This is a genomic window from Streptomyces sp. 3214.6, assembly GCF_900129855.1.
GTDB classification, from domain to species: domain Bacteria; phylum Actinomycetota; class Actinomycetes; order Streptomycetales; family Streptomycetaceae; genus Streptomyces; species Streptomyces soliscabiei.
The window spans coordinates 261272-284068 of sequence record NZ_LT670819.1 but is presented as its reverse complement, the minus strand read 5'-3'; the positions used below and the strand labels follow the sequence as shown (position 1 = coordinate 284068).

The 22797-nt window shown below is 68.2% G+C and carries 17 protein-coding genes and 6 pseudogenes; 10 read left to right on the top strand and 13 right to left on the bottom strand.

The annotated features are described in order from the left end of the window. Window positions 1-14: 14 nt before the first annotated feature. Complete coding sequence (locus B5557_RS01110; protein ID WP_079657347.1) at window positions 15-1079, bottom strand: IS110 family transposase; 1065 nt, start codon at window positions 1077-1079, stop codon at window positions 15-17. A gap of 407 nt (window positions 1080-1486) precedes the next feature. Here B5557_RS01110 and B5557_RS01105 point away from each other — a divergent pair, with 407 nt between their 5' ends. After that, window positions 1487-2704 (top strand): IS110 family transposase, encoded by a 1218-nt coding sequence (locus B5557_RS01105; RefSeq protein ID WP_079657346.1) that lies wholly within the window; start codon window positions 1487-1489, stop codon window positions 2702-2704. 87 nt (window positions 2705-2791) lie between these two features. Here B5557_RS01105 and B5557_RS01100 read toward each other — a convergent pair whose 3' ends face one another. Next, window positions 2792-4411 carry a class I adenylate-forming enzyme family protein gene (locus B5557_RS01100; protein WP_079657345.1) on the bottom strand — a complete coding sequence of 540 codons (1620 nt, stop codon included), beginning with the start codon at window positions 4409-4411 and terminating at the stop codon, window positions 2792-2794. A gap of 169 nt (window positions 4412-4580) precedes the next feature. On the opposite strand from B5557_RS01100, the gene B5557_RS01095 reads away from it, so the two are divergent. The 4 genes and pseudogenes from B5557_RS01095 to B5557_RS01085 all read left to right on the top strand — a co-directional run bounded on the left by B5557_RS01095 (window position 4581) and on the right by B5557_RS01085 (window position 7841). Beyond that, complete coding sequence (locus tag B5557_RS01095) at window positions 4581-5756, top strand: PucR family transcriptional regulator (RefSeq protein WP_079657344.1); 1176 nt, start codon at window positions 4581-4583, stop codon at window positions 5754-5756. 285 nt (window positions 5757-6041) lie between these two features. Further along, window positions 6042-6500, top strand: coding sequence for an SCO6880 family protein (locus tag B5557_RS45825; RefSeq protein WP_331716851.1), 459 nt, complete (start codon window positions 6042-6044; stop codon window positions 6498-6500). Between the two features lie 91 nt (window positions 6501-6591). Further along, window positions 6592-7446: pseudogene (locus tag B5557_RS01090) on the top strand (IS5 family transposase). Further along, window positions 7443-7841 (top strand): hypothetical protein, encoded by a 399-nt coding sequence (locus tag B5557_RS01085; protein WP_079657343.1) that lies wholly within the window; start codon window positions 7443-7445, stop codon window positions 7839-7841. Before B5557_RS01090 ends, B5557_RS01085 begins: the two are co-directional and overlap by 4 nt. On the opposite strand, the gene B5557_RS01080 is transcribed toward B5557_RS01085, so the two are convergent. Both B5557_RS01080 and B5557_RS46040 read right to left on the bottom strand, forming a co-directional pair. Next, on the bottom strand, window positions 7838-9067 hold the full coding sequence (locus tag B5557_RS01080; protein ID WP_079657342.1) for a hypothetical protein: 1230 nt from the start codon (window positions 9065-9067) through the stop codon (window positions 7838-7840). The two genes, B5557_RS01085 and B5557_RS01080, sit on opposite strands and share 4 nt — an antisense overlap. 131 nt (window positions 9068-9198) lie before the next feature. Continuing rightward, window positions 9199-9279: pseudogene (locus tag B5557_RS46040) on the bottom strand (IS6 family transposase); the annotation flags it as partial. Between the two features lie 374 nt (window positions 9280-9653). On the opposite strand from B5557_RS46040, the gene B5557_RS01075 reads away from it, so the two are divergent. The 3 genes from B5557_RS01075 to B5557_RS44070 are packed head-to-tail and all read left to right on the top strand — an operon-like array spanning window position 9654 to window position 11828. Then, complete coding sequence (locus tag B5557_RS01075; protein WP_079657341.1) at window positions 9654-10859, top strand: serine hydrolase domain-containing protein; 1206 nt, start codon at window positions 9654-9656, stop codon at window positions 10857-10859. A 25-nt stretch (window positions 10860-10884) separates the two neighbouring features. Continuing rightward, on the top strand, window positions 10885-11628 hold the full coding sequence (locus B5557_RS01070; protein WP_099938413.1) for a TetR/AcrR family transcriptional regulator: 744 nt from the start codon (window positions 10885-10887) through the stop codon (window positions 11626-11628). A gap of 38 nt (window positions 11629-11666) precedes the next feature. After that, window positions 11667-11828: a hypothetical protein gene (locus B5557_RS44070; protein ID WP_162499659.1), complete on the top strand. Its 162-nt coding sequence runs from the start codon at window positions 11667-11669 to the stop codon at window positions 11826-11828. A gap of 253 nt (window positions 11829-12081) precedes the next feature. Here the strand turns inward: B5557_RS44070 and B5557_RS42425 are convergent. The 3 genes and pseudogenes from B5557_RS42425 to B5557_RS01050 form a co-directional block, all read right to left on the bottom strand. Beyond that, window positions 12082-12677: pseudogene (locus B5557_RS42425) on the bottom strand (IS110 family transposase); the annotation flags it as partial. Next, on the bottom strand, window positions 12623-13159 hold the full coding sequence (locus tag B5557_RS42420; RefSeq protein ID WP_231976197.1) for a hypothetical protein: 537 nt from the start codon (window positions 13157-13159) through the stop codon (window positions 12623-12625). The gene B5557_RS42420 and the pseudogene B5557_RS42425, both read right to left, overlap by 55 nt. Before the next feature lie 118 nt (window positions 13160-13277). Continuing rightward, the gene (locus B5557_RS01050; protein ID WP_079657338.1) at window positions 13278-14951 is read right to left on the bottom strand and encodes an FAD-binding dehydrogenase; all 1674 of its coding nucleotides are present in this window, start codon (window positions 14949-14951) and stop codon (window positions 13278-13280) included. Between the two features lie 491 nt (window positions 14952-15442). On the opposite strand from B5557_RS01050, the gene B5557_RS01045 reads away from it, so the two are divergent. Then, window positions 15443-15976 carry an IS110 family transposase gene (locus tag B5557_RS01045; protein WP_331716813.1) on the top strand — a complete coding sequence of 178 codons (534 nt, stop codon included), beginning with the start codon at window positions 15443-15445 and terminating at the stop codon, window positions 15974-15976. A 191-nt stretch (window positions 15977-16167) separates the two neighbouring features. Here the strand turns inward: B5557_RS01045 and B5557_RS01040 are convergent. The 3 genes and pseudogenes from B5557_RS01040 to B5557_RS45590 form a co-directional block, all read right to left on the bottom strand. Beyond that, window positions 16168-16476, bottom strand: a pseudogene (locus B5557_RS01040) (alpha-hydroxy-acid oxidizing protein); the annotation flags it as partial. Window positions 16477-16554: 78 nt separating this feature from the next. Further along, window positions 16555-17073 (bottom strand): S8 family serine peptidase, encoded by a 519-nt coding sequence (locus tag B5557_RS45595; RefSeq protein ID WP_269460201.1) that lies wholly within the window; start codon window positions 17071-17073, stop codon window positions 16555-16557. Window positions 17074-17155: 82 nt separating this feature from the next. Further along, a pseudogene (locus B5557_RS45590) lies at window positions 17156-18013 on the bottom strand (protease inhibitor I9 family protein); the annotation flags it as partial. Between the two features lie 192 nt (window positions 18014-18205). Here B5557_RS45590 and B5557_RS01025 point away from each other — a divergent pair. Next, window positions 18206-19117, top strand: a pseudogene (locus tag B5557_RS01025) (diacylglycerol/lipid kinase family protein); the annotation flags it as partial. Between the two features lie 363 nt (window positions 19118-19480). On the opposite strand, the gene B5557_RS43435 reads toward B5557_RS01025, so the two are convergent. The 3 genes from B5557_RS43435 to B5557_RS01015 form a co-directional block, all read right to left on the bottom strand. Then, entirely contained in the window at window positions 19481-19618 is a 138-nt protein-coding gene (locus B5557_RS43435; protein ID WP_159424298.1) for a hypothetical protein, read from the bottom strand. Between the two features lie 553 nt (window positions 19619-20171). Further along, window positions 20172-21419, bottom strand: coding sequence for an MFS transporter (locus B5557_RS01020; RefSeq protein WP_231976196.1), 1248 nt, complete (start codon window positions 21417-21419; stop codon window positions 20172-20174). A gap of 416 nt (window positions 21420-21835) precedes the next feature. Next, window positions 21836-22663 carry an SDR family NAD(P)-dependent oxidoreductase gene (locus B5557_RS01015; protein ID WP_079657336.1) on the bottom strand — a complete coding sequence of 276 codons (828 nt, stop codon included), beginning with the start codon at window positions 22661-22663 and terminating at the stop codon, window positions 21836-21838. Window positions 22664-22797 lie beyond the last annotated feature (134 nt).

The following is a 22797-nucleotide window of genomic DNA, read 5'->3' as shown; positions in this document are numbered from 1 at the left end:
GCTCCTATAGATCGTCAAGCGGCCTGTAGGAGTTCTTGTTGTGGGATGTTCGTGCTGATCAGGTACTTGTAGACCTCCCGCGCAATGAAGCGTTTGAGGCAGCGGAAGATGTCCTTCTTTGACATGCCTTCGGCCGTACGGCGTGCGACGTAGAGCCGGGTGCGGGGGTCGTAGCGCATCCGCACGAGCGCGATCGTGTAGAGGGCATGGTTGGCCTGGCGGTCGCCGCCGCGGTTGAGGCGGTGACGGTTGGTCCGTCCCGAGCTGGCCGAGATCGGGGCGGCCCCGCAGAGGTGAGCGAAGGAGGCTTCCGACCTCAGCCGGTCGGGGTTGTCTCCGGCTGTGATCAGGAGCTGTGCTGCCGTCTCAGTGCCGATGCCGATCAGCTCGACCAGCCCCGGGGCGGCCTGCGCGACCAGGGGGTCGAGTTCGGCGTCGGCCTCGGCTATCTCCCCGGTGAGGTGCTGGTAGCGGCGGGCGAGCCGCCGCAGGGCGGTGCGGACCGCGCAGGTCGGGTCGGCGAGGTCGGAGCCGGGGCGGGAACGGGAGAGCTGTGCGATCAACTGGTAGGTGGGCAGGCCGCGCAGGCGTTCGCGCACCTCCGCGGGGGCGGAGACGATGAGCGTGCGGATCTGGTTGATCGTCTGGGTGCGGGACTTGATGGCCGAGCGGCGGACAACCCGCAGAGACCGGATGGCCTCGACGATGCCGTCGCGGGTCTTCGGCCGGCCGCTGGCCCGGCCAGACAGGACGGCAGTCGCGGCCGCGTAGGCGTCGACCGGATCGGATTTTCCTTTGGCCCGCCGGGCCTTGCGGTCGGGGCGGTCCACATCGATGACTGTGATCTCGTTCGCCTGCAGGAACCGGGCGAGTTCGGAACCGTAGGCGCCAGTCCCCTCGACCCCGATAGCGAGCACGGCGCCGTGCGAGCGCATCCACTCCAGCAGGCGTCGGTAGCCGTCGGGGGTGGTGGGGAACGGGGCGGTTGCCAGGTGACGGCCGATGGAATCGATCACTGCGGCCTGGTGGAAGTCGGTATGGGTGTCCACACCGCCGACCACCGCAATCTCGTCTGCCATGCTGGGTGTTGATGTCCTTCCGTGCGATGCGCGAGGGATCGCACGGGCCGGTCGGGCGGCTGGACAAGACTGTGGTGGGACCTTTGGCCGGGCTCCTATGAGGTCACAGATGCCCGACCGGCCGCGTGCATGACGGCACCGCCCGGTCGACCGACGAATCCAGCAGAGGACAGCCGAGGCGTCAGTCATTCGGTGGGTCAGGCCGCCGAGCGGTGCCATGATCAATCCTCACAGTCATTCGTAAGATCGGAGGGCCCGGGGTTCTGGGTATGGCTGTCATGGGGAAGCCGTTGGCAAGGCTCAAAGGACTTGGCCGCCCGGAGCCCCGCGACGACTCGACCGCCAATTGGGAGACGCGACTCGATCGCTGCTGTAGGACAACGTCGGCGAGGTCGTCTGCGGGATCGATGCAACGACGAACTGGCGGAGGAAACGTGCCCGAGATCTGGGCCGGGGTGGACATCGGCAAGGAACATCACCACTGCGTGGTGATCAACTCGGACGGCGAACGGCTGCTGTCCCGCCGGGTCCTGAACGACGAGACCGAGCTGCTCCAGCTCATCGGCGACGTCCTGGCGATATCCACCGACGTGTTGTGGGCCGTCGACCTCAACCACGGCGGCGCCGCCCTGCTGATCGGCCTGTTGCTCAGCCACGACCAGCCCATGGCCTATCTGACCGGCTTGGCGGTCTACCGGGCCTCGGCCACCTACAGGGGCGAGGGCAAGACTGACGCGAAGGACGCCTTCGTCATCGCCGACCAGGCCCGCATGCGCAAGGATCTCGGGCTGCTGCGGCCTGGCGACGAGATCGCCGTCGACCTGCGCACGCTGACGACACGGCGCCTGGACGTGGTCTTCGACCGCACCCGGCAGATCAACCGTCTCCGGGCCCAACTGCTGGAGATTTTCCCTGCATTGGAGCGGTCGCTGGAGCTCGTCAACAAGGGGCCGGTCATGCTGCTGACCGGCTACCAGACCCCGGCCGCGATCCGTCGTGCCGGTGCCAGGCGGATCGAGACCTGGCTGAAGAACCGCAAGGTCCGCGGCGCCGCCGCTCTCGCGAAGACGGCCGTGGAGGCCGCCCAGGCCCAGCAGACCGCCCTGCCCGGCGAGAAGCTGGCGGCTGCCATGGTGGCCCGCCTCGCGAAAGGGGTGATGGCCCTCGATGAGGAGATCGCCGAGCTCGACGCCCTGATCGAGGCCAGGTTTCGCGAGCATCCGCACGCCGAGGTGATCCGCAGCCTGCCTGGGATGGGCCCCAGGCTCGGCGCCGAGTTCATCGCCGCGACTGGCGGTGACATGGACGCCTTCGGCAGCGCCGATCGCCTGGCCGGCTTCGCCGGTCTGGCCCCCAGGCCCCGGGACTCCGGCCGCGTCAACGGCAACCTGCGCAGACCCAAGCGATACCACCGCGGCCTGCTGCGGAGCATGTACCTCTCGGCGATGGTCAGCACTTCGACATGCCCCGCCTCCAAGGCGTACTACCAGCGCAAGCGAAACGAGGGGAAAGGCCACAAGCAGGCCCTGCTCGCCCTCGCCCGCCGACGCCTCAACGTCCTGTGGGCGATGATCCGTGACGGACAGTGCCACCAAGATTCACCTCCCGTCACGGTCGCGGCTTGACATCACGATTGGGAAGTCCTTTCGTTCACGCATGCGCGATCAGGGCGTAGAGCGGACCAAGCGCCACGCCTTGCATCAGAAACTCGATCATGCGTGTCCCCCGACCGTGCACGAGGCAGAGTCCGCCTTCGCTCGACTCCACTCGCTGGGCACCTCATCCCATGACCCCTCAGCGCTCTTGCGCCTCAGTTCCGGCTTGAGCACCTTGCCGGCCGCGTTACGCGGCAGACCCTCCGAGCGCAATCGCACCCGCTCGGGGACCTTGAAGCCGGCCACCCGGGAGGCGACAGACTCGATCACGGCACGCAAGTCGAAACCAGGACCAGGCACGATCACGGCGCCGACGCGCTCCCCCAGCCGCTCATCTGGAACGCCCACGACCGCGGCATCGACCACACCGGGAGCCGCGATCAGGGCACTCTCGACCTCGACACAGAAGACATTCTCTCCACCGCGGTTGATCATGTCCTTGAGTCGGTCGACGAGGTAGATGCGGCCTTCGGCATCGATCCGCCCGCCGTCCCCGGTACGCATCCACCCCTCAAAGCCATCGGGGCTGCGTAGGCCATCGGTGCCCCAATATCCGCGGGTCACTGTCTGACCTCGAAGTACCAACTCACCGACACCAGTGCGCGGGTCGGCATCGAGCACGCCGACGTCCATCGCGGGTACCGGGTAGCCGATTGAGTCAGCGTACGGAATCGACTCAGCGCCACTTATCACCGCGGCGAGAGAACTCGTTTCGGACATGCCGAAGCCATTTGCGACAACGGCGGTTTCAAAACCTTTCGCAATCTGCTCGACGAGCGCCGGCGAGACCGGCGCCCCGCCATAGATGGCCCATCGGACACTCTTGACGCGTTCGGGGGCAAACTCTGGAGCACGGACGACGGCGTGGTAAAGGGCCGGGACCAGGACGAGCAGGGAGGCGCGATAGCGCTCCACCAGATCAAGAAACTCCCCGACGACAGGCGTGGCTTGAACCACGACCTTGCCCGCATTGAGCAAGGTTGCAAGCATTTGACCGTTGCATCCGGTCACGTGAAACAGCGGAACGGCGACCACCGTGACGACACGATGGGGTCCACCTACGGGCAGGTCGAAGGTGCGACGGACCGACTCCACTATCGACAGCAGGGCCTCGTGGGTCGAGGTCGCACCCTTCGGTAGGCCCGTCGTACCACTCGTGTAATAGATCGCCGCGAGATCGTCTTGCCCGACCGAGTCGTCCCAGTCGGGTTCACCCAAGAGGAGCTCGTCGACCGACCGGATCGTCAGCTTGGGTGTGCAGTCGGCAAGGATCTGGTCGAGTTCGGCTTCAGACAAGCGCGTGTTCAGCGGTACGGCAATGGCTCCCGTCGCGATGATGCCCAGGAACAACTCGATGAAGGTCGCCGAGTTGCCAAGGGTGAAGGCCACCCGATCGCCGCGGGTAACGCCGCGATCGCGCAGGCCACCGGACACCTGCAACACCCGATCCCACAACTGCGTGAAGGTGATCTCGCGACCGTCGACATCCACGATGGCCACGTCGTCCGGCCTGTGCGCGGCATGCTCGCGCAACGCGTGAACGACCGATGTCGGGAGGTCTCGATACCGGGGCACACCGCCGCCATCTCGCACCACCCCCGCGTGGTCACTAGGACCATCAAGTCCATTGACTACGGGATCCACGCGGTGAGTGGTCGCTGCCTGAAGGTGCTCCATGCCCCTAACCCTCAGCCAAATGTGACGGACGTCTCTAGAGGCGGACGGACAAACTCAATGGCGGCTTCTTGTCGAGACCTCTAAAGAAGAGCGCAAAATCGGCCCGATCGGCTGAGTGCGGGCAGCCTTCTCGTAGCCACCGCTAGTCTCCAGGCATTAGTCTCGAGCCATGCCGTCCCCGGTTTCGTCCGACCTGGTTGACTTCAACACGCTCGCGGTTCGGATGCTCCAGAGCGCCGACCTGCTGGCGCGGCGGCTGCGTAGTCGCCTCGTTGAGGAGATAGAGGGATATCGTCTCGTCGACCCCGACAACGTCGTCGCGGAGCTCGCCGTCAACATCCGGGTTGTGCTCACCTCGTGCCTTCCAGACGCCCCACCCCCGCCTGAAGAGGCCCTCGCGGAGGCGGAGATCCGCGGCGCCGATCGCGAACGCCTCGGCGTCCCCCTAGAAGATGTCCTGCGTGGTTGGCGCATCGGTTTTGAACTCGCTTTTGATCATGCTCGAACGCTCGCGCATGAGTTGGATCTCAGGTCAGAGCCCGTGCTCGACTACACGCGCATGTTGCTTCGCGCCTTCGATCTCTACACGTCAGCGATCGCGACCGGTCATCGCCGGGCCGAGTTGGATATGGCGGTCGTCTCAAATGAGCGGCAGAACCGCCTCGTTCGCCAACTGCTGCTCCACGACGGATCTGCCGCCGACTCACTGAAGCATCTCAAGGCCCTCGGCTTGGACTCGTACGGCCAATGGCAGGCATTTTGCACCGAGAACCTAAACGACGACACCCGCACAGCCGTAAACCGCTGGATTCAACCCAGCCATCCTTCAGGTACGCCCGCGGGTGTGGCGAGCGTCGTTGATCAGCACGTCATAGGTTTTCTTGCACGTACTCCGCCGAAACCTCCAGCGCTCATTGCCCTTGGCGCCGAGGTGACACGGGAGGAATTGCCCGAATCGCTGCGCCAAGCACAGCGAGTGCACAACGCCGCACGGGCAGCAGGATGGTCCCGCGGGGTCGTGACGATCGACGATCTTGGGATCCGCGTCGCCGTCCACGACGATCGCGATGTCAGCGAAGTGATGCTTCGTCGCTACATCGACCCGGTGACACAGACCCGGAGTGGGGCTGCGGTACTTGAGACCGTCTGGCACTACTTCAACGCCGGGCAACAGGTGGACCGTACGGCCGAAGCAATGTTTGTCCACGCCAACACCGTCCGCTATCGGCTGCGCCGCTTCGAGGAACTCACGGCAACGGACTTGCGTGATGGTTGGGTGATCGCCAACGTTGTCTGGGCATTGATCCGACAGAACCCGACGCTCCGCCCTGGTCTCGACCGCTGACGGTGGACACCTCGTAAGAGAGGATCTGCATCGCGGGAGGACAAATGTCCGGAGTACAGGAACGAGGCCGTGAAGTTGGTGATCAACGCCGGCCGGACGGTGGCTGTGGTCGCCCGCGAGCCGGCGTGTCGCGTGCCGGGTTCAGTGGAGGCTCTGAACTAACGCGCCGACGGTAGTCGGTGCGACTCGGCGCTTGCCGAGCCTGCGGGACGGAAGTGATCGGCGGTGAGTACGTCGAGCCCCGCGGAACCGTCGCTGACACTGATCAAGTTCTCCCGGCTCGCCATGCGCGGGATCCTCCTCGGATTGTCAGGTCCGCAGCTGGTGATGGCGAGCCTTGCCGCGGGCACCTTGATCCTGGGCCTCTATCTGGGTGCGGTCGTCATGACCTTCCCGATCATCCTCGTCTTCGTCGTACTCGGGTTCGTCAGTACCGGCGGCCGGAAGATCGTCGAGTGGGGACCCATCGGAGCACGGTGGCTCTGGCGCTCCGCCGGAGGCCAGTTGCTGTATCGCCGCCGGGTGGTCAAGCCGCGCCCGGCGGGAACGCTGGCTCTCCCCGGCGATGCCGCACGGTTAAGCTTAGGGCTTGCTGGTCGGCCTTGCGGTCTGAGCGGGCTGGGTCGGCTTCGGCGTCGCTGTTGGCAGCGGCTTCGGCGTCGGCCTCGGCGTAGGCGTGACAGTCGGAGTTGGTGTCGTGCCTTGGGTTGGTGTGGGGGTCGGTGGGTTCTGAGTGGGCGTTAAGTCCGATCTTCCTCGGTTCGTGATCGCTCGATCGTGGTACTGACCGCCGTACGAGTCGCCGGGTCGGCATGTCCATGTTGAGATGCGGGGTGTGAAGAGAGAGCCGTACGTCAGCGACTTATCGGACGAGCAGTGGGCGTTGATCGAGCCGATGATCACGGCCTGGAAGCAGGCCCGGGTGGCGCGGTCAGCGACGGGCGACCCGGGCTCCTGCGACCTGAGGGAGGTCGTGAACGCGATCTTCTATCAGAACCGGACGGGTTGTCAGTGGCGCTATCTGCCCCACGACTTTCCTGCCTGGTCGGCGGTGTTCTACTACTTCGGTCTGTGGCGCGAGGACGGGCTCGACCAGCGGATTCAGGAACTCCTGCGCTGCCAGGTGAGGGAGAGGGCCCGGCGATTAGAGGACCCGTCCCTCGTGATCATCGACACCCAGTCCGTCCGCGCGGCTGCCGGTGTCCCGAAGACCACGACGGGACTGGATGCCAACAAGAAGGTGTCGGGGCGCAAGCGGGGACTGGCCGTCGACGTGCTGGGGCTGATCATCGGCGTCGTCGTCCTGGCCGCATCCGCCCATGACAACGCCGCCGGCACCGCCCTGCTCGACCAGGCCGCCGAACGCTGCGGGATGCGGCTGGGGAAGGTCCTGGTGGACCAGGGCTTCAAGGACGAAGTCGTCATCCACGGCGCGTTGATGGACATCGACGTCGAGGTCGTCCGCCGCAACCCGGCCGACCAGGGCAAAGGCTTTGTCCCGCAGCCGAAGCGGTGAGTGGTGGAACAGGCGAACGGCACGCTGCTGCTGCACCGGCGTCTGGCCCGTGAGTACGACCACCGGCCCGACACCTCCGTCTCGCGCGTCTACTGGGCCTCCACCGCGAACATGACCCGCCGCCTCACCACACCGAGTCCCACCTGGCGCGACACCCTCGGGCTGGCCGCGTGAACGTCACCGAGCTCCTCGCCGGCCTCCAGGCCCAGCACGACGAAGTCACCGCCCGAGCCGCAGAACTACGCGGTCAGATCGAGCACTTGACCGCTGCCCTGGCCGAGACCCAGGCGCGACTCGCGGACCTCGACACCACCCGGAAGGTCATCGCGGAGGCCGCGCCGGCAGGAGCCGAACCCGACCCGCCCGAAACCAGCACCACCTACCAGGCCATCGTGAACGCCTTCAACCAGCACCCCGGCCAGGTGTTCAGAGCCCGTGAGCTGCACGAACTCCTCGGGATGCCCACCGACGAAGCAACCGTCAATATCACCCGCAGCCGCCTCGGACGCCTCACCCGCCAAGGCTTTCTCACCCAACCCGGACGCGGCCGCTACCAGAAACGGACTTAACGTCCACTGAGTTCAGCGAGTTTGGACCACGCGGTGGCTGGATCCGGGGCGAGCCGCAGGATGGTTGCCTGAGTCTGCGGAACCTCTGTGAGAGAAAGAAGCCTGTCGCGGAGATCATCCCCTTGCGCCCAAATGCGTCGGCGAAGGTACCCAGCCGCGACCTCCTTGGCTGGTGAGACGTCTTCCTCAAGCCGGGACAGCAGCTCTTGGTCGTGGTCTTCGGAGTGCTCTGCCAGAGCGATGCCCACCAGGTCAGCGAACTCGGTTGCGGAGGCCAGCTCGACGAGAGCCGCCAGCCCTCCGTTCGTGACTGTCTCCCCGACCGCTGCGGCCCGCCGGGCGAGGATTTCCGCGTCGTAGGCGGCGAAGTCGTCACGGCGCCTGAAGTCGCCAAGCGTGATCCAGCCGGATTGGAACAACCATGCGTACCGCTTCACCGGATTCCGTGGCTCCAGCGCTTCGCACGCGGCTTGGAGTGGGCGAAGCTCGTCCGCGGGAAGGGCCCACGCGGCGTCCGCATACTCCTGGTGCCGGGAGACCTGAGCGCGCAGTGCGCGGTGGAGAACCGCACGCTGATCGTCATCATCCAGATCGTCGGCCAGCTCGGTCAGCCGTTGCGCGACCTCAGCGCGGTGCTTGGGAAGGAGAACATCGATTTTGCCGATCAGTTCGACGTATAGCTCGGGGGCGGCGTTGAGTTCGTCAAGGAGCAGATCGACTACGGCGGTGGTAACACTCCATCGATCATGCGGAGTGACGACGCTGTCCCTCTTCCAGTCACGGAAACGCGGACCGGGATGGGCCATCTGTATCGCGTGACTGTCAGGAATCAGATGGAGAAGCAACTTGCGGCCGAGTGCCGGCTGCCTCCGCACGAGGCGTCGGATCACTCTGATGCGGTCCTCCGCGTGGACGGTCGTGTTGGGAGCCCACGCGCTGAGAATCCCCACCAGACTCGCGAGGGGACGATTCGAGAGCCGGCCGCCCGGGTCCACGACAGCCAGCGCGGTCAGTACGTCGACTGCGTCATCGAGGTGCTCCGGAGACCATGCCAGGATCTCCAAGGACCACAGAAACCTCGTATGTGGAGAGCTGGATCCAAGCCCCATGTTGTCAGGCTGGTTGTCGCTGAACATGGCAGCGTGAAGAGGCCTGGTGCCACTGAGGCCCTCGTGCATCGCCTCTGTGAACTCCTCCGGAGCGGCCTCAGCCAGCAAGGTGAGCACATCGCCCAGGGAACGCCACAGGCCATACGTGTCATCAGCGTTGGCCTGCTTCAGCAGATCACGAACCAGCAGCCGTGCCCATCGATCCCCTGTGGCGTCGCGGCATGGTGGAGCCCGGTTCCGGGCTGTGCTCAGGCCGTGGTGGAGGGGTAGGCGGCGCCGGTGATCTGCTCCCAGATGGCGAAGCGGACGGCCATCTCGGCTCGGTAGTGACCGGTGCCACGCGCACCAGCGGGGGCCGGCCCGGGTCGACGAAGGGCAGCTTCCCGAGCAGGCGGCGCGCGGTGGACAGTTCAGTGCCGTTCATCGGTCACCGTTCCTGTGATCAACGAGCGCTTTCACCGTGCGTCCCTCCGGGGCGGGCCTGCAGCACAGCTCTTCTCGGATGGCTGTCATGCACTGTCCTTCGTGGAGTGTCGGAGAGGGGGTTCAACGATCCCGTCGTCATCATGACCACTCACCTGTGTCAACAGTGGTGACACTCATGCTGACACCAGAGTTAACACCACTGTTGACACCGGTGGAGCGGTGAGCCAGAGTGAGGTCGCCGAAGCTCGACATGTCCATGCGATGAAAGGGCTCAGTAATGCGCATTGAAGTGGGTGGATGGCTGCTGGGAGCCGCCGCGGCGGGCGCCGGGGCGGTGTGGCTGTGGCGACATCAGGACGAGGTGATGACCCGCCGCCCGGTCAATGAGTGGACGTTCACCCACATGAATCTCCTCATGCCCACCGAGGACGTCCGCCGCGGCGGGGAGGTGTTCCCCCTGCCCCGGCGACCGCGCCCCCTGGAAGTGACCTACGGCTTCGAGGGGCAGGAGCGGAGCCTTGCCGAACTGCACGCTCGAACGAACACCACCTCCTTCGTCGTGCTGCATGGCGGCGAGATCGTCCACGAGTCGTACCCGGGGTACTTCGCCGGGGACGACGTACGGTTCCAGATGTTCTCGATGACCAAGTCGGTGACGTCGATTCTGATCGGGATCGCCCTCGACGAGGGGGCGATCAAGGATGTGACCGAGCCGGTGACGGTGTACTGCAAGTGGCTGGTGGGCTCCGCCTTCGACGGGGTGACCATCGAGCATCTGCTCGACATGAGCAGCGGGGTGGGTGACCTGGTGGAGGACTACACCGTTCGGGACAGTCTGATCAACCGGTTCGCCCAGGCCGCCACAGGGGGCGGCTCGCTGCACGAGGTGGTGTCCTCGGCCGAGCGTTCGACCGAGGCCGGCACGCAGTTCAGCTACTCGACGATCGACACCCAGGTCCTGGGATGGGTGCTGGAGTCCGCCACCGGCCGCTCCCTCGCGCGGTACGCCACGGAGCGCCTCTGGAGCCGCATCGGCGCGGAGCACGACGCGTACTACTGGCTCACCCGGGGGCATCCGCGTACCGCGATCGGCGGCGGCTCGCTCAATGCCACCGCCCGCGACATTGCCCGGCTGGGGCTGCTGATGTCCCGTGGCGGAGAACTGGGCGGGCAGCGCATCGTGCCCGGGGAATGGGTGGCGCGCAGCCGGGGTCGCGGGGTGCCGCACCTGGAGGTCGGCGCGTTGGGCCCCAGCGGCTACCCGCATTACGGGTACAGCAACAAGTGGTGGACACTCGGCGGCGAGCGACGTCCGTTCACCGGGGTGGGGATCCACGGCCAGTACCTGTATGTGGACCCGGACGCCGACGTGGTGATCGTCAAGACCAGCGCGTGGCCGACGGCGGACGACCCCTCGCGTGACGCGGAGTCCGTCACGGCACTGCGGGCGGTGGCCGACCACCTGCACGAGGACCACCGTTGACAACGCCGTCGATAGGATGACGGCCATGACACGCGCGAAGACCAATCCGGCAGGAGCCGCTCCCGCGCGGCGGAAGCAGCGTCCGGCATCCTTCCTCACCCCGGATCTGATCCTGGACACCGCGATGGCCGTGATCGAGAGGGACGGTCCGGAGGCGCTCACCTTCCGTCGGCTGGGCACCGATCTGGGCGCCGACCACACAGCCGTCCTGCGGCACTTCCGCAGCAAGGACGAGCTGCTGCTCGGCCTGGCCGCCCGGCTGGTCGCCGATGCCCTGCACGACTTCGCACCGTCGGAAAGCTGGCGCGAGACCCTCGCGTCGCTCGCCCGACGGATCCGCGCCGCATGCCTGCGGCACCCAGGTGTGGCCGTCCTGGTCGCGGCCCGCACCTCGCGGCGCGAGCCGGAGTTCCAGGGTGCCGACGTGGTCATCGGCGCCCTGCTCGAGGCCGGCTTCCAGGGACGCGAAGCGGCCTCGTACTACCGGGTCCTGGCTGAAACGGCACTCGCCGCCAGCGCCTTCGAGGCTTCCTTCAACGTGCTGGACAAGGCCGCTCAGGAAGGCGACCGGCTGGCCTGGCGCCGCGAGTACCTGGCGGCCTCGCCACAGCGGTACCCGAACCTGGCACAAGTCGCCCCCCATCTCGCGGAAATCGACGAAGAGGACCAGTTCGAGACCGCGCTCGGCCTGCTCCTCGACGCCGTGGAGCTCCGCGCGCAGCGCGCCCGCGCAGCCCGCGCAGAAGGAAGCGAACATACGGAGAACTGACGCCTCGTCGGGCAACGGGGCAATGAGCGGTGTGCATCGTGAAGTTGCTTGCCGGGCACCGTCACCTCAAGACCCAGTTCCTCGCCCGCCGCCCCGACCTGGACCGGGCCGTCGGCGTCCCGCACGATCGCCCGGATCCTGCGGTAGTCAGCGGGCAGGGCGCCCTCGTGGGGAGTCTCGCTGCGGTACGAGATCAGTAGGACCGCCCGTCCCGTCCACCCGGGCGGGCGGGCGACGGGGCGACGGCCGCGACGACTCCTCCGCGGCCCGGTCCTGCTCAGCCGGCCGGTGCAGGACCCGCTCGGCGATCACCAGTTCCACCTGCTCGGCTTGGACCTCCTGCAGTTGCTTGGCCAACTCCTGGGTAATCAGGTCCAGTTCACTTCGGAGAGCGATGATCCGCTCCAGCTCCTGCATCCCCGCGCCTTCGCGGTGTACCGGCCGGTGACGGATCAGCCAGGTCTCGATGCGTTTGACTCCGCTGCGGCGGATTGCGGCCGGCGTCCGGTAGCCGGTCAGCAGCAGGATCGTCCCCTTGCTCGTCAGGCTGAGCGATCGCTCAAACGCCGGGAAGATTTCCAGGAGTTGTTCCCGGAGTCGGTGTGATCTGGCGGGTGCGGTCGTTGACGAGGTCGGTGCGGCGTCGGACCAGGATCTTGAGGTCGACGGCTGCCTCGTCACCGGGCCGGAGAACGCCGAGGTCCTTGCGCATGCCGGCCTGGTCGGCGATGGCGAACGCATCCTGCGCATCCGTCTTGCCCTGCCCGCGGTAGGCGGCCGATGCCTGGTGCACGGCGAGGCCGGTGAGGTAGACCATCGGCTGGCCGTGGCCAGCCAGTAGCCCGATGAGCAGGGCAGCACCACCGTGGTCGACGTCCACTGCCCACCACGCGTCCTCGGACAGCGCGAGTACGTCGCCGATCAGCTCAAAGCAGCGCGGATTCATCGTTCAGAACCCGCCGCGACAGGAGGTGTTCGCCTTGCGCGTCGATCACTACGCAGTGGTGATGCTCCTTGCTGATGTCCACGCCAGCCCAGATCTCGGGCACGGCCACCTCTGCCAGCTCGTCGTCATTCCGGTCCCGCAGACGACCTCGCCAACGTTGGCCTGCACAGCGATCGAGCCGCGTATCCCCATTCGCGGTCGAGCCGTCGCAGGGTTCCGAGCGACCAAGTCATTTGAGCCATCGGACGGCGACAAGCTGACAGCCATACCCGGAATCCCTGGGTCCGATGATCTTACGAATGATCGCCTCTGACCCACGCTTGGAAGGTAGGACAAGCTGAGGTTGCGGCCCAGGCGGGGATGACCGCCCAGGCCGGATCGGCGCAGCAAGCGGCGGAGTATGCAGTGCGCCCGCGGCCGTGACGGCGGGGGGCTGAGGATCTCCAGCTCGCTGCCGTCCGCCCGGATGCCCGCCGCCCATGGCGGCCCCGGGCGGTCGTGGTCGAGCAGGATCCGCAGGGCGCGTGCGCCGGTAACGATGCGCGCTCCGTCGGCGCATGTGTCGGGCAGGAAGGACAACTGCACGCTCTGCTTGGCGCCGGTGGGACAGCCCACCACCCACTGGCAGGAGCCTTGTAGCCCAGTGCGCGCGGCAGGGGCGGTCGGTCAGGTTCCCCGACCACCTCTGCCGCACGTTCGTCGATCAGGCGGCCTGCTTCGCCGCCGCCCGTCCCGCCGCTCGCCCGGAGAAGAGGCAGCCGCCGAGGAAGGTGCCCTCCAGGGCGTTGTAGCCGTGGACGCCTCCGCCTCCGAAGCCGGCGACCTCGCCCGCCGCGTACAGACCGTCGACGGGTCGGCCGTCGGCGCCCAGGGCGCGGGAGTCCAGGTCGGTCTGGATGCCGCCGAGGGTCTTGCGGGTCAGGATGTGCAGCTTGACGCCGATCAGGGGGCCGGCCGCCGGGTCGAGGATGCGGTGCGGGGTGGCGACGCGGCCGAGGCGGTCGCCGATGTAGCGGCGGGCGTTGCGGATGCCCTGCACCTGGGCGTCCTTGCTGTAGGGGTGGGCGATCTGGAGGTCGCGGGCCTCGATCTGGCGGCGGATCTCGGCCGCGTCGAGGAGCGGCTTGTCCGTCAGCTGGTTCATCTTCTCGACCAGTTGCTCGACGGTGGAGGCGGTGACGAAGTCCGCGCCCTTGCGCAGGAACGCGTCCACCGGTCCCGGGGCGCCCTTGCCGAGCAGCCGCTCCTTGAGGAACCCGGCCCGGTCCTTGGCGGTGATGTCGGGGTTCTGCTCGGAGCCCGACAGTGCGAACTCCTTCTCGATGATCTTCTGGGTGAGGATGAACCAGGAGTGGTCGTGACCGGCGATGGCCGCGTCGGTGCGCAGGTGCTTGAGGGTGCCCAGGGTGTCGTAGCCCGGCAGGCACGGGTCGGGCAGTCGGCGGCCCAGGGCGTCGAACCACAGGGAGGACGGGGCGGGCAGGATGCGGATGCCGTGGCCGGGCCAGATCGGGTCCCAGTTCTGCAGGCCCTCGGTGTAGTGCCACATGCGGTCGCGGTTGACGAGCCGTACGCCCGCCTCGGCGCTGATGTCGAGCATGCGTCCGTCGACGTAGGCGGGGACGCCGGTGATCATGTTTGTGGGCGGGGTGCCGAGGCGCTCGGGCCAGTAGCGGCGGACGATGTCGTGGTTGGCGCCGATGCCGCCGGTGGTGACGATGACGGCCTGGGCGGTGAGTTCGAAGTCGCCGATGCGGTCGCGGTTGGAGGCGACTCCGCGGGGCGAGCGGTCTTCGGCGAGGACCGTGCCGCGCACCCCGCGCGCGGAGCCTTCCTCGATGACCAGCTGGTCGACCTGGTAGCGGTGGTAGAAGGTGAGCAGCCCATCGCGGGCGGCCTGCTTGGCGTGGTCGACGAACGGCTCCACGACGCCGGTGCCGGTGCCCCAGGGGACATGGAAGCGGGGCACGGAGTTGCCGTGCCCGTCGGCCCTGAGGTCGCCGCGCTCGGCCCAGCCGACCGTGGGCAGGAACGTGATGCCGTGTCCGTCCAGCCAGGACCGCTTCTCCCCCGCCGCCCACTCGACGTACGCACGGGCCCAGCGCACCGCCCAGGAGTCCTCGTCGTCGACCCGGTCGAACTGCGCGCTGCCCTGCCAGTCGTTCCAGGCCAGGTCGAAGGAGTCCTTGATGCCCAGGCGCCGCTGCTCCGGGGAGTCGACGAGGAAGAGTCCGCCGAAGGACCAGAAGGCCTGGCCGCCGAGGTTGGCTGCGTTCTCCTGGTCGACGAGCGCGACCCTGCGGCCCCGGCTGGTGAGCTCGTGCGCGGCGACCAGGCCCGCGAGGCCTGCTCCGACGACGATGACGTCCGCATCCATGGCGACCGATCCTTTTCTTGTGGGGAGGGCTGGTTGGGGAACTCATGGCGGGGTGCCGCTGCCGTCGGTCAGCAGCGGGTTGAGCAGCTGTTTGACGGTCAGCAGCGCGTTGAGCAGCTGTTTGAGCCAGACGCGGGCGCTGTCGACGTCCTGGGCAGTTCAGTGCCGCTCATCGGTCACCGTTCCTGTGATCCGCGAGCGCCTTCACGGTGCGTCCGTCCGGGGCGGGCCTGCAGCACAGCTCTTCTTGGATTGCTGTCATGGCTGTCTTATCTATTGATGTGGGTCTGAACTGGTCACTCGTAAGATCGGCGAGGCCCAGGGGCCCGGGGTATGGCTGTCATGGGTGAGCCGCTGGATGGCTTGAAGGACATGGCCGCCCCGGACCCCGCGACGACTCGACCGCCAATTGGGAGACGCGACTCGATCGCTGCATAGGACAACGTCGGCGAGGTCGCCTGCTGGGTTGACGTGACGACGAGCTGGCGGAGGTGACCGTGCCCGAGATCTGGGCCGCAGTGGACATCGGCAAGACGCACCACCATGCGATGGTGATCAACAGGGACGGCGAACGGCTGCGGTCCCGCCGCGTACTGAACGACGAGTCCGAGCTGCTGGAGCTGATCGGTGATGCCCTGGCGATATCCACCGACGTGCTGTGGGCGGTCGACCTCAACCACGGCGCCGCCGCCCTGCTGATCGGACTGCTGCTCTCGCACGGCCAGCCCATGGCCGGGTTCGCCGGCCTGGCTCCGCAGCCTCGTGACTGCGGCCGCGTCAGCGGCAACTTGCGCAGACCCCGCCGCTACCACCGCGGCCTGCTGCGGGCCATGTACCTCTCGGCGATGGCCAGTCTGCCGGCGTGCCCGGCTTCCAAGGCGTACTACCGGCGCAAGCGGAACGAGGGGAAGGGACACAAGCAGGCCCTGCTCGCTCTCGCACGCCGACGCCTCAACGTCCTGTGGGCCATGATCCGTGACGGATCGTGCTATCACGCTTCACCTCCCGTCACGGCTGCGGCTTGACAACACGATTGGATGTCCTTCGTGGAGTGCCGGAGAAGGGGTCCAACGACCCCGCCGTCATCATGACCGCTCACCCAAAGTCGTGTCAACGTTGGTGACACCTTTGCTGACATCAGCGTAGGCACCTCTGTTGACACCGGTGGAGCGGCGAGCCAGAGTGGGTGCGCCCAAGTCGAAGGCTTTGTGGCGTCTCACATGACGCGCTGGAGGGCTTCTGGAGTGAGGTGACCGAGGGTGGGATAGCCGTCGACGGCCATGATCAGGTCGGCTTCGGCGAGCAGTGAGCGCAGCACGTGAACGATGCCGTCGGTGCCGCCGAGGGCGAGGCCGTAGGCGTAGGGCCGGCCGATGCCGACGGCGGTGGCACCGAGGGCGATGGCCTTGACGATGTCGGCTCCGCTGCGGATGCCGGAGTCGAACAGGACCGGCAACCCGTCAACAGCCTCGACGACAGCTGGCAGTGCCTGAAGGGCGGGGAGGCCGCCGTTGGCGGGGGCGCCCTGGCCCACCTCCGAGTTCCACAGGGTGTACTGCTGGCTGGTCGTGCCGGCCGGGAGTCTGTACTGGAGCCCGGTGTGTCACCGAGTTCGGGGGTGACCTGCTCCATCGGGTCGGCGGAAAGGGTGGAGGCGACCATGGGCAACCCTCGCCATCCCCCTGTCCCAGGTGAGCAAGCAGGACTCGCCTACGGTGAAGGAGTACGCGGCCACCGAGGGGTCGAGTGTGCCCGGCGCGCACAGCGCGGCCTGCTCGGCGTCGGCGTCCGACGTGCGCACGTCGGCGGCGTTGACCAGGGGGGTCGAGGGGACGCCCGAGTTCAGGCTGCGGTTGGTGATGCGGCGGCCGTTGCCCAGGGTGAGTGAGGCGGTGTAGTCGGTGTCGTGCGTCGACGCGGCGACCGTCGTCAACCAGGGGGCGGTGATCTGGACGGTGCCCGGGCCGCTGTTGCCGGCCGAGGCGGCGACGAAAACGCCCGCCTTGGCGGCGTTGAACATGGCCTCCTTGACGGTCGGGTGGGTGATATCCCCTCCTATGGAGTAGTTGATGACGTCCACGCCGTCCGCGACGGCCCGGTCGATCGCGGCCACGGTGTCCACGCCCCAGCAGTTCGTGCTCCCAGGCCTTGTAGTACGCCAGCCGCGCGGCCGGCGCGACCCCGCTGAGCTTTCCGCTGGTGCCGGTGCCCGGGATCGACGCCTCGACGCCGTGGTTCCCGGCGGCCGTCGTACCGGTGTGTGTGCCGTGGCTGTTCCGGTCCAGTGGCGAGGCCACGTCGTCGGGGGTGGGCGCGGCCACGCCCTTGCGGAACCACTGGGCGCCGATCACCTTGTTGTTACAGGTGACGCGGTTGGCGGGGTCGGGGTCGGTGCCCTCGTCGCACGTGCCGTGCCACTTCTTGGCGATGGCCTCGGCGTCGGGGCGCGGCTCCGGAAGTGGGGCGAGCATCGGGTTCGACGGGTCGAAGCCGGTGTCCACGATGCCGATGATCATTCCCTCACCGGCGTGCTCGGGCCCGCCGAACTTCGACCAGAGCCCGTTGCCGCCGGAGAGACCCAGCATGGCGGGGAGGTCGGGGAGCGAGCCGGACGGGGTGGTTTTCCCTGTGCCGGATGCGTCGGACGCAGGTGCTTCCGAGGCCCGGTCCGTGGTGGTTCCGGCTCGACCCGCAGCCTCCGCAGCGGGGGCGTGGTCCGGCGTCGGAGAGCCGGCGGAGCCCGGGGAATCCGCCGTCGGTCGGCTTGCCGTGCTGCGGGTCACCGCGGCGACCCCCGGCGTCGGCGCCAGCTTCGACGCCTGCCGGCCAGTCAGTTTCGCGGCGAAGCCGCTGAGCGTGAAGTCGTAGTCGTAGAGCGCCTTGACGCCGGGTACGGCGTCGAGGACCTCGGCGCGGCGGTCGTCCAGATGGCGTCGATAGGCGTCGATCGCGCCGGAGTCGGGGTCGAGCCGGTTGCCGGACTTCGGTGCCGTCCGCTTCAGACGGGGCAGTTCGCCCTCGTAGGCGGCGACGGGCGCGTCGGTGAGCGTCACGACGTACATTCCGGGGCCGAGACTCAGGCGCTCTCCGCCAAGGCCGGGGCGGCGTCGGTGTCGGCGGCGTAGACGGCGGGAGCGGTGACGGCGGTCAGCGTCAGGGCTCCGGCGAGGAGCGGCGCCAGCAAGGTGACGGCAGCTCTCGGGCGTATGCGATTGTATGTCAACTGTGGTCCATGTCAGTCGAGTTGGTCACCAGTAAAGGACAAAGCTGAGCGGCTGGGCGCGCGCGTCATCCTGCTGGACCCGGAGTCCCACCAGGACGTCGCCGCCCTGGCCCGTGCCGCCGTCGCGGACGGCGCGGACCTGCTGGGGGTCGCCGGGGGCGACGGCACCCAGGCCCTGGTCGCGGCCGTCGCCGCCGAGCACGACATCCCCTTCCTGGTGATCAGCGCGGGGACCCGCAACCACTTCGCCATGGACCTCGGCCTCGACCGCGTCGACCCCGCCACCTGCCTCGACGCACTCACCGACGGTGTGGAGGTCCGCATCGACCTCGGCTTCGCCGGCCGACACCCCTTCGTCAACAACGCCTCGTTCGGCGCTTATGCGGCCATCGTCCAGAGTCCCGCGTACCGCGAAGACGAAATCAGCACCAGCCTCGACCTACTGCCCGATCTCCTCACCCGGCAGCAGGGCCCCCGGCTCACCGCCCGCGCCGGGAACAACACCCTCACCGACCCGCAGGCCGTGCTGGTCGGCAACAATCCCTACCGCACGGACGACCCCTTCAGATTCGGCCGGCGCGAACGCCTCGACAGCGCCCCGCTCGGCGTCCTCGGCGCCCGGGTGGACAGCGCGGCCGAGGCCGCCGCGCTGCTCCTGGACCCCGAACCGGACGGCCTCACCATCCTCACTGCCCCCGAGGTCGTCATCGACGCAGACCGCGCGGAGATCGAGGCCGGCCTCGACGGCGAAGCCCTTGTCCTGCCCACCCCGGTGCACTGCCGTATCACCCCCGGCGCGCTGCGCGTCCGCCTTCCCCGCAAGCGGCCCGGTGTTCCCAAGCATCAACCGCACCTGGACTGGCGCCGGTTGCCCAAACTGGCGGCCACGGTCGGACACACGGCAGCACCCCGCCGCGGACGCGGTCACTCGAGCATGCGCTGACCCGCCTTGAGCGTCCGGGTCCCTTGCACCCGTCAACGCCCGGCCCAGGCTCGCGGGACGTTGCACACGGCGGCCGAGGAGGTCACCTGGGCGTGGAGATGAAACCCCATCTGCCTGCCTTGCAACCGTCGCTGAATCGAACAGTCCGTTCCCGGCGGCGCACGCCGAGCGCCGGCGTCCCATTGAGATGGGCGAACCCCTCGAATGCGACACGGTGGTTGAAGGCCACAGCGACCAACTCGCCCTCACAGGCTGGCAAGATGCCGAGGCAGCCGGGCGCCCGGGCGAAACCGAACCGTGGGGCCCAACACTTGGTGAGGCGGGCGCCTCGCCGCCTCAGGGACTGACCGGAGGAGGCCGACGTCAGAACCGGTGCGGATGCGTCCAGGTGACGCGTAAGCCGTTCGCCGGCATGTCCCCGTCGGGGAGCGCCCGCTGCGCACCGGGGAAGTCACCACGCACGGCGGTCCAGGATCCCATCACGGCCGGTACGAGGGTCATGCGGACGACGAACGCGTCCAACTGGACACCGATGGCGAAGACGAACGATCCCGAGGCGGTCAGGAGGGAGGCTTGGCAGGTGAGGGTTGCCGAAGAACTCCCTGAAGCTGATCAGGAATCGAGGTGCCGACCGAGAACATTGACGAGAGTAGCTCAGCAGCGCGTCGGGGTCCGGCGGGTTGTACGGTGCCACGCGGACGTATGGCCACCGGCGGTGGGAGCAGGCGGACTCCAGGAAAAGCGGGGAGCGCACCCAGACGTCGTACAGGGTGACGCAGCGGCAGACCGGCGGCGCTGGCTGCGGTGCGCAGGGAGTCCGGGGCACGGATCAGCTCGGTGATTGTCAACGGGGTCCCGTACCAGCCGCGGGGCGGAGCGGCGCGGACAGCCCGAATTACCGGGTTGCCATGGAGTGGTTCGGGTGGCGTCAGCAGCGGCGTGACGCCACCCGGGGCGGGATCAGGCAGGCACAGTCGTGGGCCGCGCCGCCACCGGCTTGTGCAACGGTTCGGAGTGGTCTCAGCCGTCGCCGACACATCGTGGGGCGGGTGTTTCATTCCGCTGGTGCGGCTGGTTTCTCGGTGGTCGTCCTCGCGATGGGCGTGGCCTGCGGGTGGGGTGTGACGGATGCAGTGGTTGCTGCCGCGTCGCTGGATGCGGTCATCTTGAGGAGGGGGAGTGCGGCGATGAGTGTTCCGGCGGTGAGGAGGATGCTCAGGACGCCGTCGCCCATGTTGTCCATGATTGTGCCGACGGCCAGGGGGCCGATGCCTGCGCCGAGTGCTCCGGCGCCGCTGAGGGCGGCCACCCACCGTCCGGTGGAGTCGATGACCGAGGCGGCGGCGAGTATCTGTACCAGGACGGCCAGCCAGCACGTCTGCCAGATGACAGCGGTGGCGATGAACAGGGTGGGGCTGTGGGTGACGATGAGGAGCCCCGTGCTGAACGCTTCGACGACGACGAACCCGGTCATCGAGCGCAGGCGGCCGAAACGCTTCACGGCGAGCGGTCCGGCTACGGCTCCGGCGAGTGCGACGACGCTGGAGATGGCCAGGACGGCGGAGAGCGCAGAGGCGGACATGCCGGTGTGGCCGCGCCCCAGGACGGAGGCGTAGGACCAGACTCCCTGCGTGACGGCCATCAGGAGGCCGGCACCGGCCAGCAGCACGGCGGAGGGACGGGCCGACCGGGAGCAGTTCGCGTTGGGGGCGGGCGCGGAAGGACTGCCCGCCGGGCCCGGGCCGTCGGGAAGGCGGCCCACCAGGAACCAGCCAGGCAGGCAGCACACGGCCAGCAGGAAGAAGCCGGTTCCCCCGCCTGCGGACTCGTTGACGGCCGGGAAGGCGAGGATCAGCAGGGCACTCGCGAACAGCGCGCCGGTGACGGCGATCGAGGAGGTCTTGTCGGCGTCGCCGCCGGCGCCGGCCAGGGCGGCGGTGGAGGCGGCGTAGACGGCTCCGAGCCCGGCGCCGAGCACCAGGCCGGCCGCGATCAGCGTCAGAATGTCGAAGGCGAGGGCGGCGCCGATGAATCCCGCGGTGGCCAGGGCCAGCCCGCTGCGGGCCATCCGGACGCGTCCGGGGCGGGCGGCGCGGTCGGCGAGCAGGAGGGTGGTGATCGCGACCGCCGTCAGCTGGCTGGCGGCGACGAGTCCGGCGCTGGTGCTGGACAGGTCGAAGCGGTCGGCGAAGTCGTCCACGAAGACGGGCATCACGTTACTGCCGCTGCTGCCGAGCGTGACTCCGGCGACCAGGGCAGCAGCGACGGTGAACGTCAGCGCGGTGTCGCTGGTCGTTTTCACTGAATGCCCCTTGCACGGAGGGCCGCCTGGCAGGCGGGCGCGGGAGCGGGAGGGAAGAGGAGCATCGTCAGAAACCTCAGAACTGGTAGGCGGTCGGGTGCCGTGTCCAGTACTGGAGCGGCGAAAGGAGCCTCCGGGCAGAGAGAGTGGCTCGACCCGGACGCGTTCGGGGGCGCAGGCCGGCGGCAGGCGGTCAACCGGCCCAGACGTAGTCGACGTAGTGCTCAGGGCGTGCGGGGCGCTCTGGCGGGCGCTGCGGCAGGTGATGGAACCAGCCGGGGGGCTCGGTAGCGGGCAGGTGCTGGGTGGCACCAGGGCCGGGTGTGCGGTGCACGCCGAAGGCTTGGCCCGGCCCGACGGTCACCGGGTGATGGCGGCTCGGCACCGGCGCGTGAGTGGTACCCGGGCCTGGGCGGTCAGGCATTGACCTTCCGCAGCAGACGGGTCGGGAGCCGGGCCAGCAGGTATTCGACGACGGTCCAGGGCACCCGGGGCACTGTCGCGTGGACGGCGCCGGACTCGATGCGGTCCATGATCTTGCGGGCGCCCGTGCGGGTGTCGATGAGGAACGGCCGTTTGTCGCCCAGGGCTTCGTTGATCGGGGTGTCGATGTAGCCGGGGGCGACCGTGGTCACGGTGATGCCGCTGTTCCACAGCTCGCCTCGCAGCGACTGAAGGTACCTCGTGATCCCTGCCTTGGAGGCGCAGTACGGCGCCCCGCCCGGCAGGCCCGCCCCGGCCACGACGGAGGAAAAGCCCACCACCTGCCCGCCGCCCTTGTTGCGGAAGTGTGCGACGGCCGCGTCGATGGTCGCCATCGCACCCAGCAGATTGACCTCGACCACCGTGCGGTGCGCCGCGAAGCGGCCCTCCCCGATGTTGCCCCCCATGTCGACCCCCGCGTTGGCGATGACCATTCCGAGGCCGCCCAGTTGCCGGGCCGCGTCGTCGACCGTCCGCGCCACGGCCTCGTGCTCGGTCACGTCGAGGGCGGCCACGGTCACCGAACACTGCGGGAACGCGGCGGTGAGCTGTGACCGCAGTTCTTCCAGGACCTCGATTCTGCGCGCGGTGAGGTACACGTCGTAGCCGCGGGCGCACAGCTCGGCTGCCAGCGCCTTGCCGATGCCCGAGCTGGCACCGGTCAGGAACGCGGTTCTCGCGGGCAGCGGGGGCCGGCCCGGGTCGACGAAGGGCAGCTTCCCGAGCAGGCGGCGCGCGGTGGACAGTTCAGTGCCGTTCATCGGTCACCGTTCCTGTGATCAACGAGCGCTTTCACCGTGCGTCCCTCCGGGGCGGGCCTGCAGCACAGCTCTTCTCGGATGACTGTCATGCGCTGTCCCTTCCTGGCGTGTCGGAGAGGGTGGCAGCGACCCCG

What these genes read in the sequence shown, in the direction of transcription:
- B5557_RS43435 (WP_159424298.1), bottom strand. Translation starts at nt 19,618, where the DNA reads ATGACCCTCGTACCGGCCGTGATGGGATCCTGGACCGCCGTGCGTGGT.
- B5557_RS01015 (WP_079657336.1), bottom strand. Translation starts at nt 22,663, where the DNA reads ATGAACGGCACTGAACTGTCCACCGCGCGCCGCCTGCTCGGGAAGCTG.
- B5557_RS01095 (WP_079657344.1), top strand. Translation starts at nt 4,581, where the DNA reads ATGCCGTCCCCGGTTTCGTCCGACCTGGTTGACTTCAACACGCTCGCG.
- B5557_RS01070 (WP_099938413.1), top strand. Translation starts at nt 10,885, where the DNA reads ATGACACGCGCGAAGACCAATCCGGCAGGAGCCGCTCCCGCGCGGCGG.
- B5557_RS01105 (WP_079657346.1), top strand. Translation starts at nt 1,487, where the DNA reads ATGCAACGACGAACTGGCGGAGGAAACGTGCCCGAGATCTGGGCCGGG.
- B5557_RS01075 (WP_079657341.1), top strand. Translation starts at nt 9,654, where the DNA reads ATGCGCATTGAAGTGGGTGGATGGCTGCTGGGAGCCGCCGCGGCGGGC.
- B5557_RS01100 (WP_079657345.1), bottom strand. Translation starts at nt 4,411, where the DNA reads ATGGAGCACCTTCAGGCAGCGACCACTCACCGCGTGGATCCCGTAGTC.
- B5557_RS45825 (WP_331716851.1), top strand. Translation starts at nt 6,042, where the DNA reads ATGCGCGGGATCCTCCTCGGATTGTCAGGTCCGCAGCTGGTGATGGCG.
- B5557_RS01050 (WP_079657338.1), bottom strand. Translation starts at nt 14,951, where the DNA reads ATGGATGCGGACGTCATCGTCGTCGGAGCAGGCCTCGCGGGCCTGGTC.
- B5557_RS01110 (WP_079657347.1), bottom strand. Translation starts at nt 1,079, where the DNA reads ATGGCAGACGAGATTGCGGTGGTCGGCGGTGTGGACACCCATACCGAC.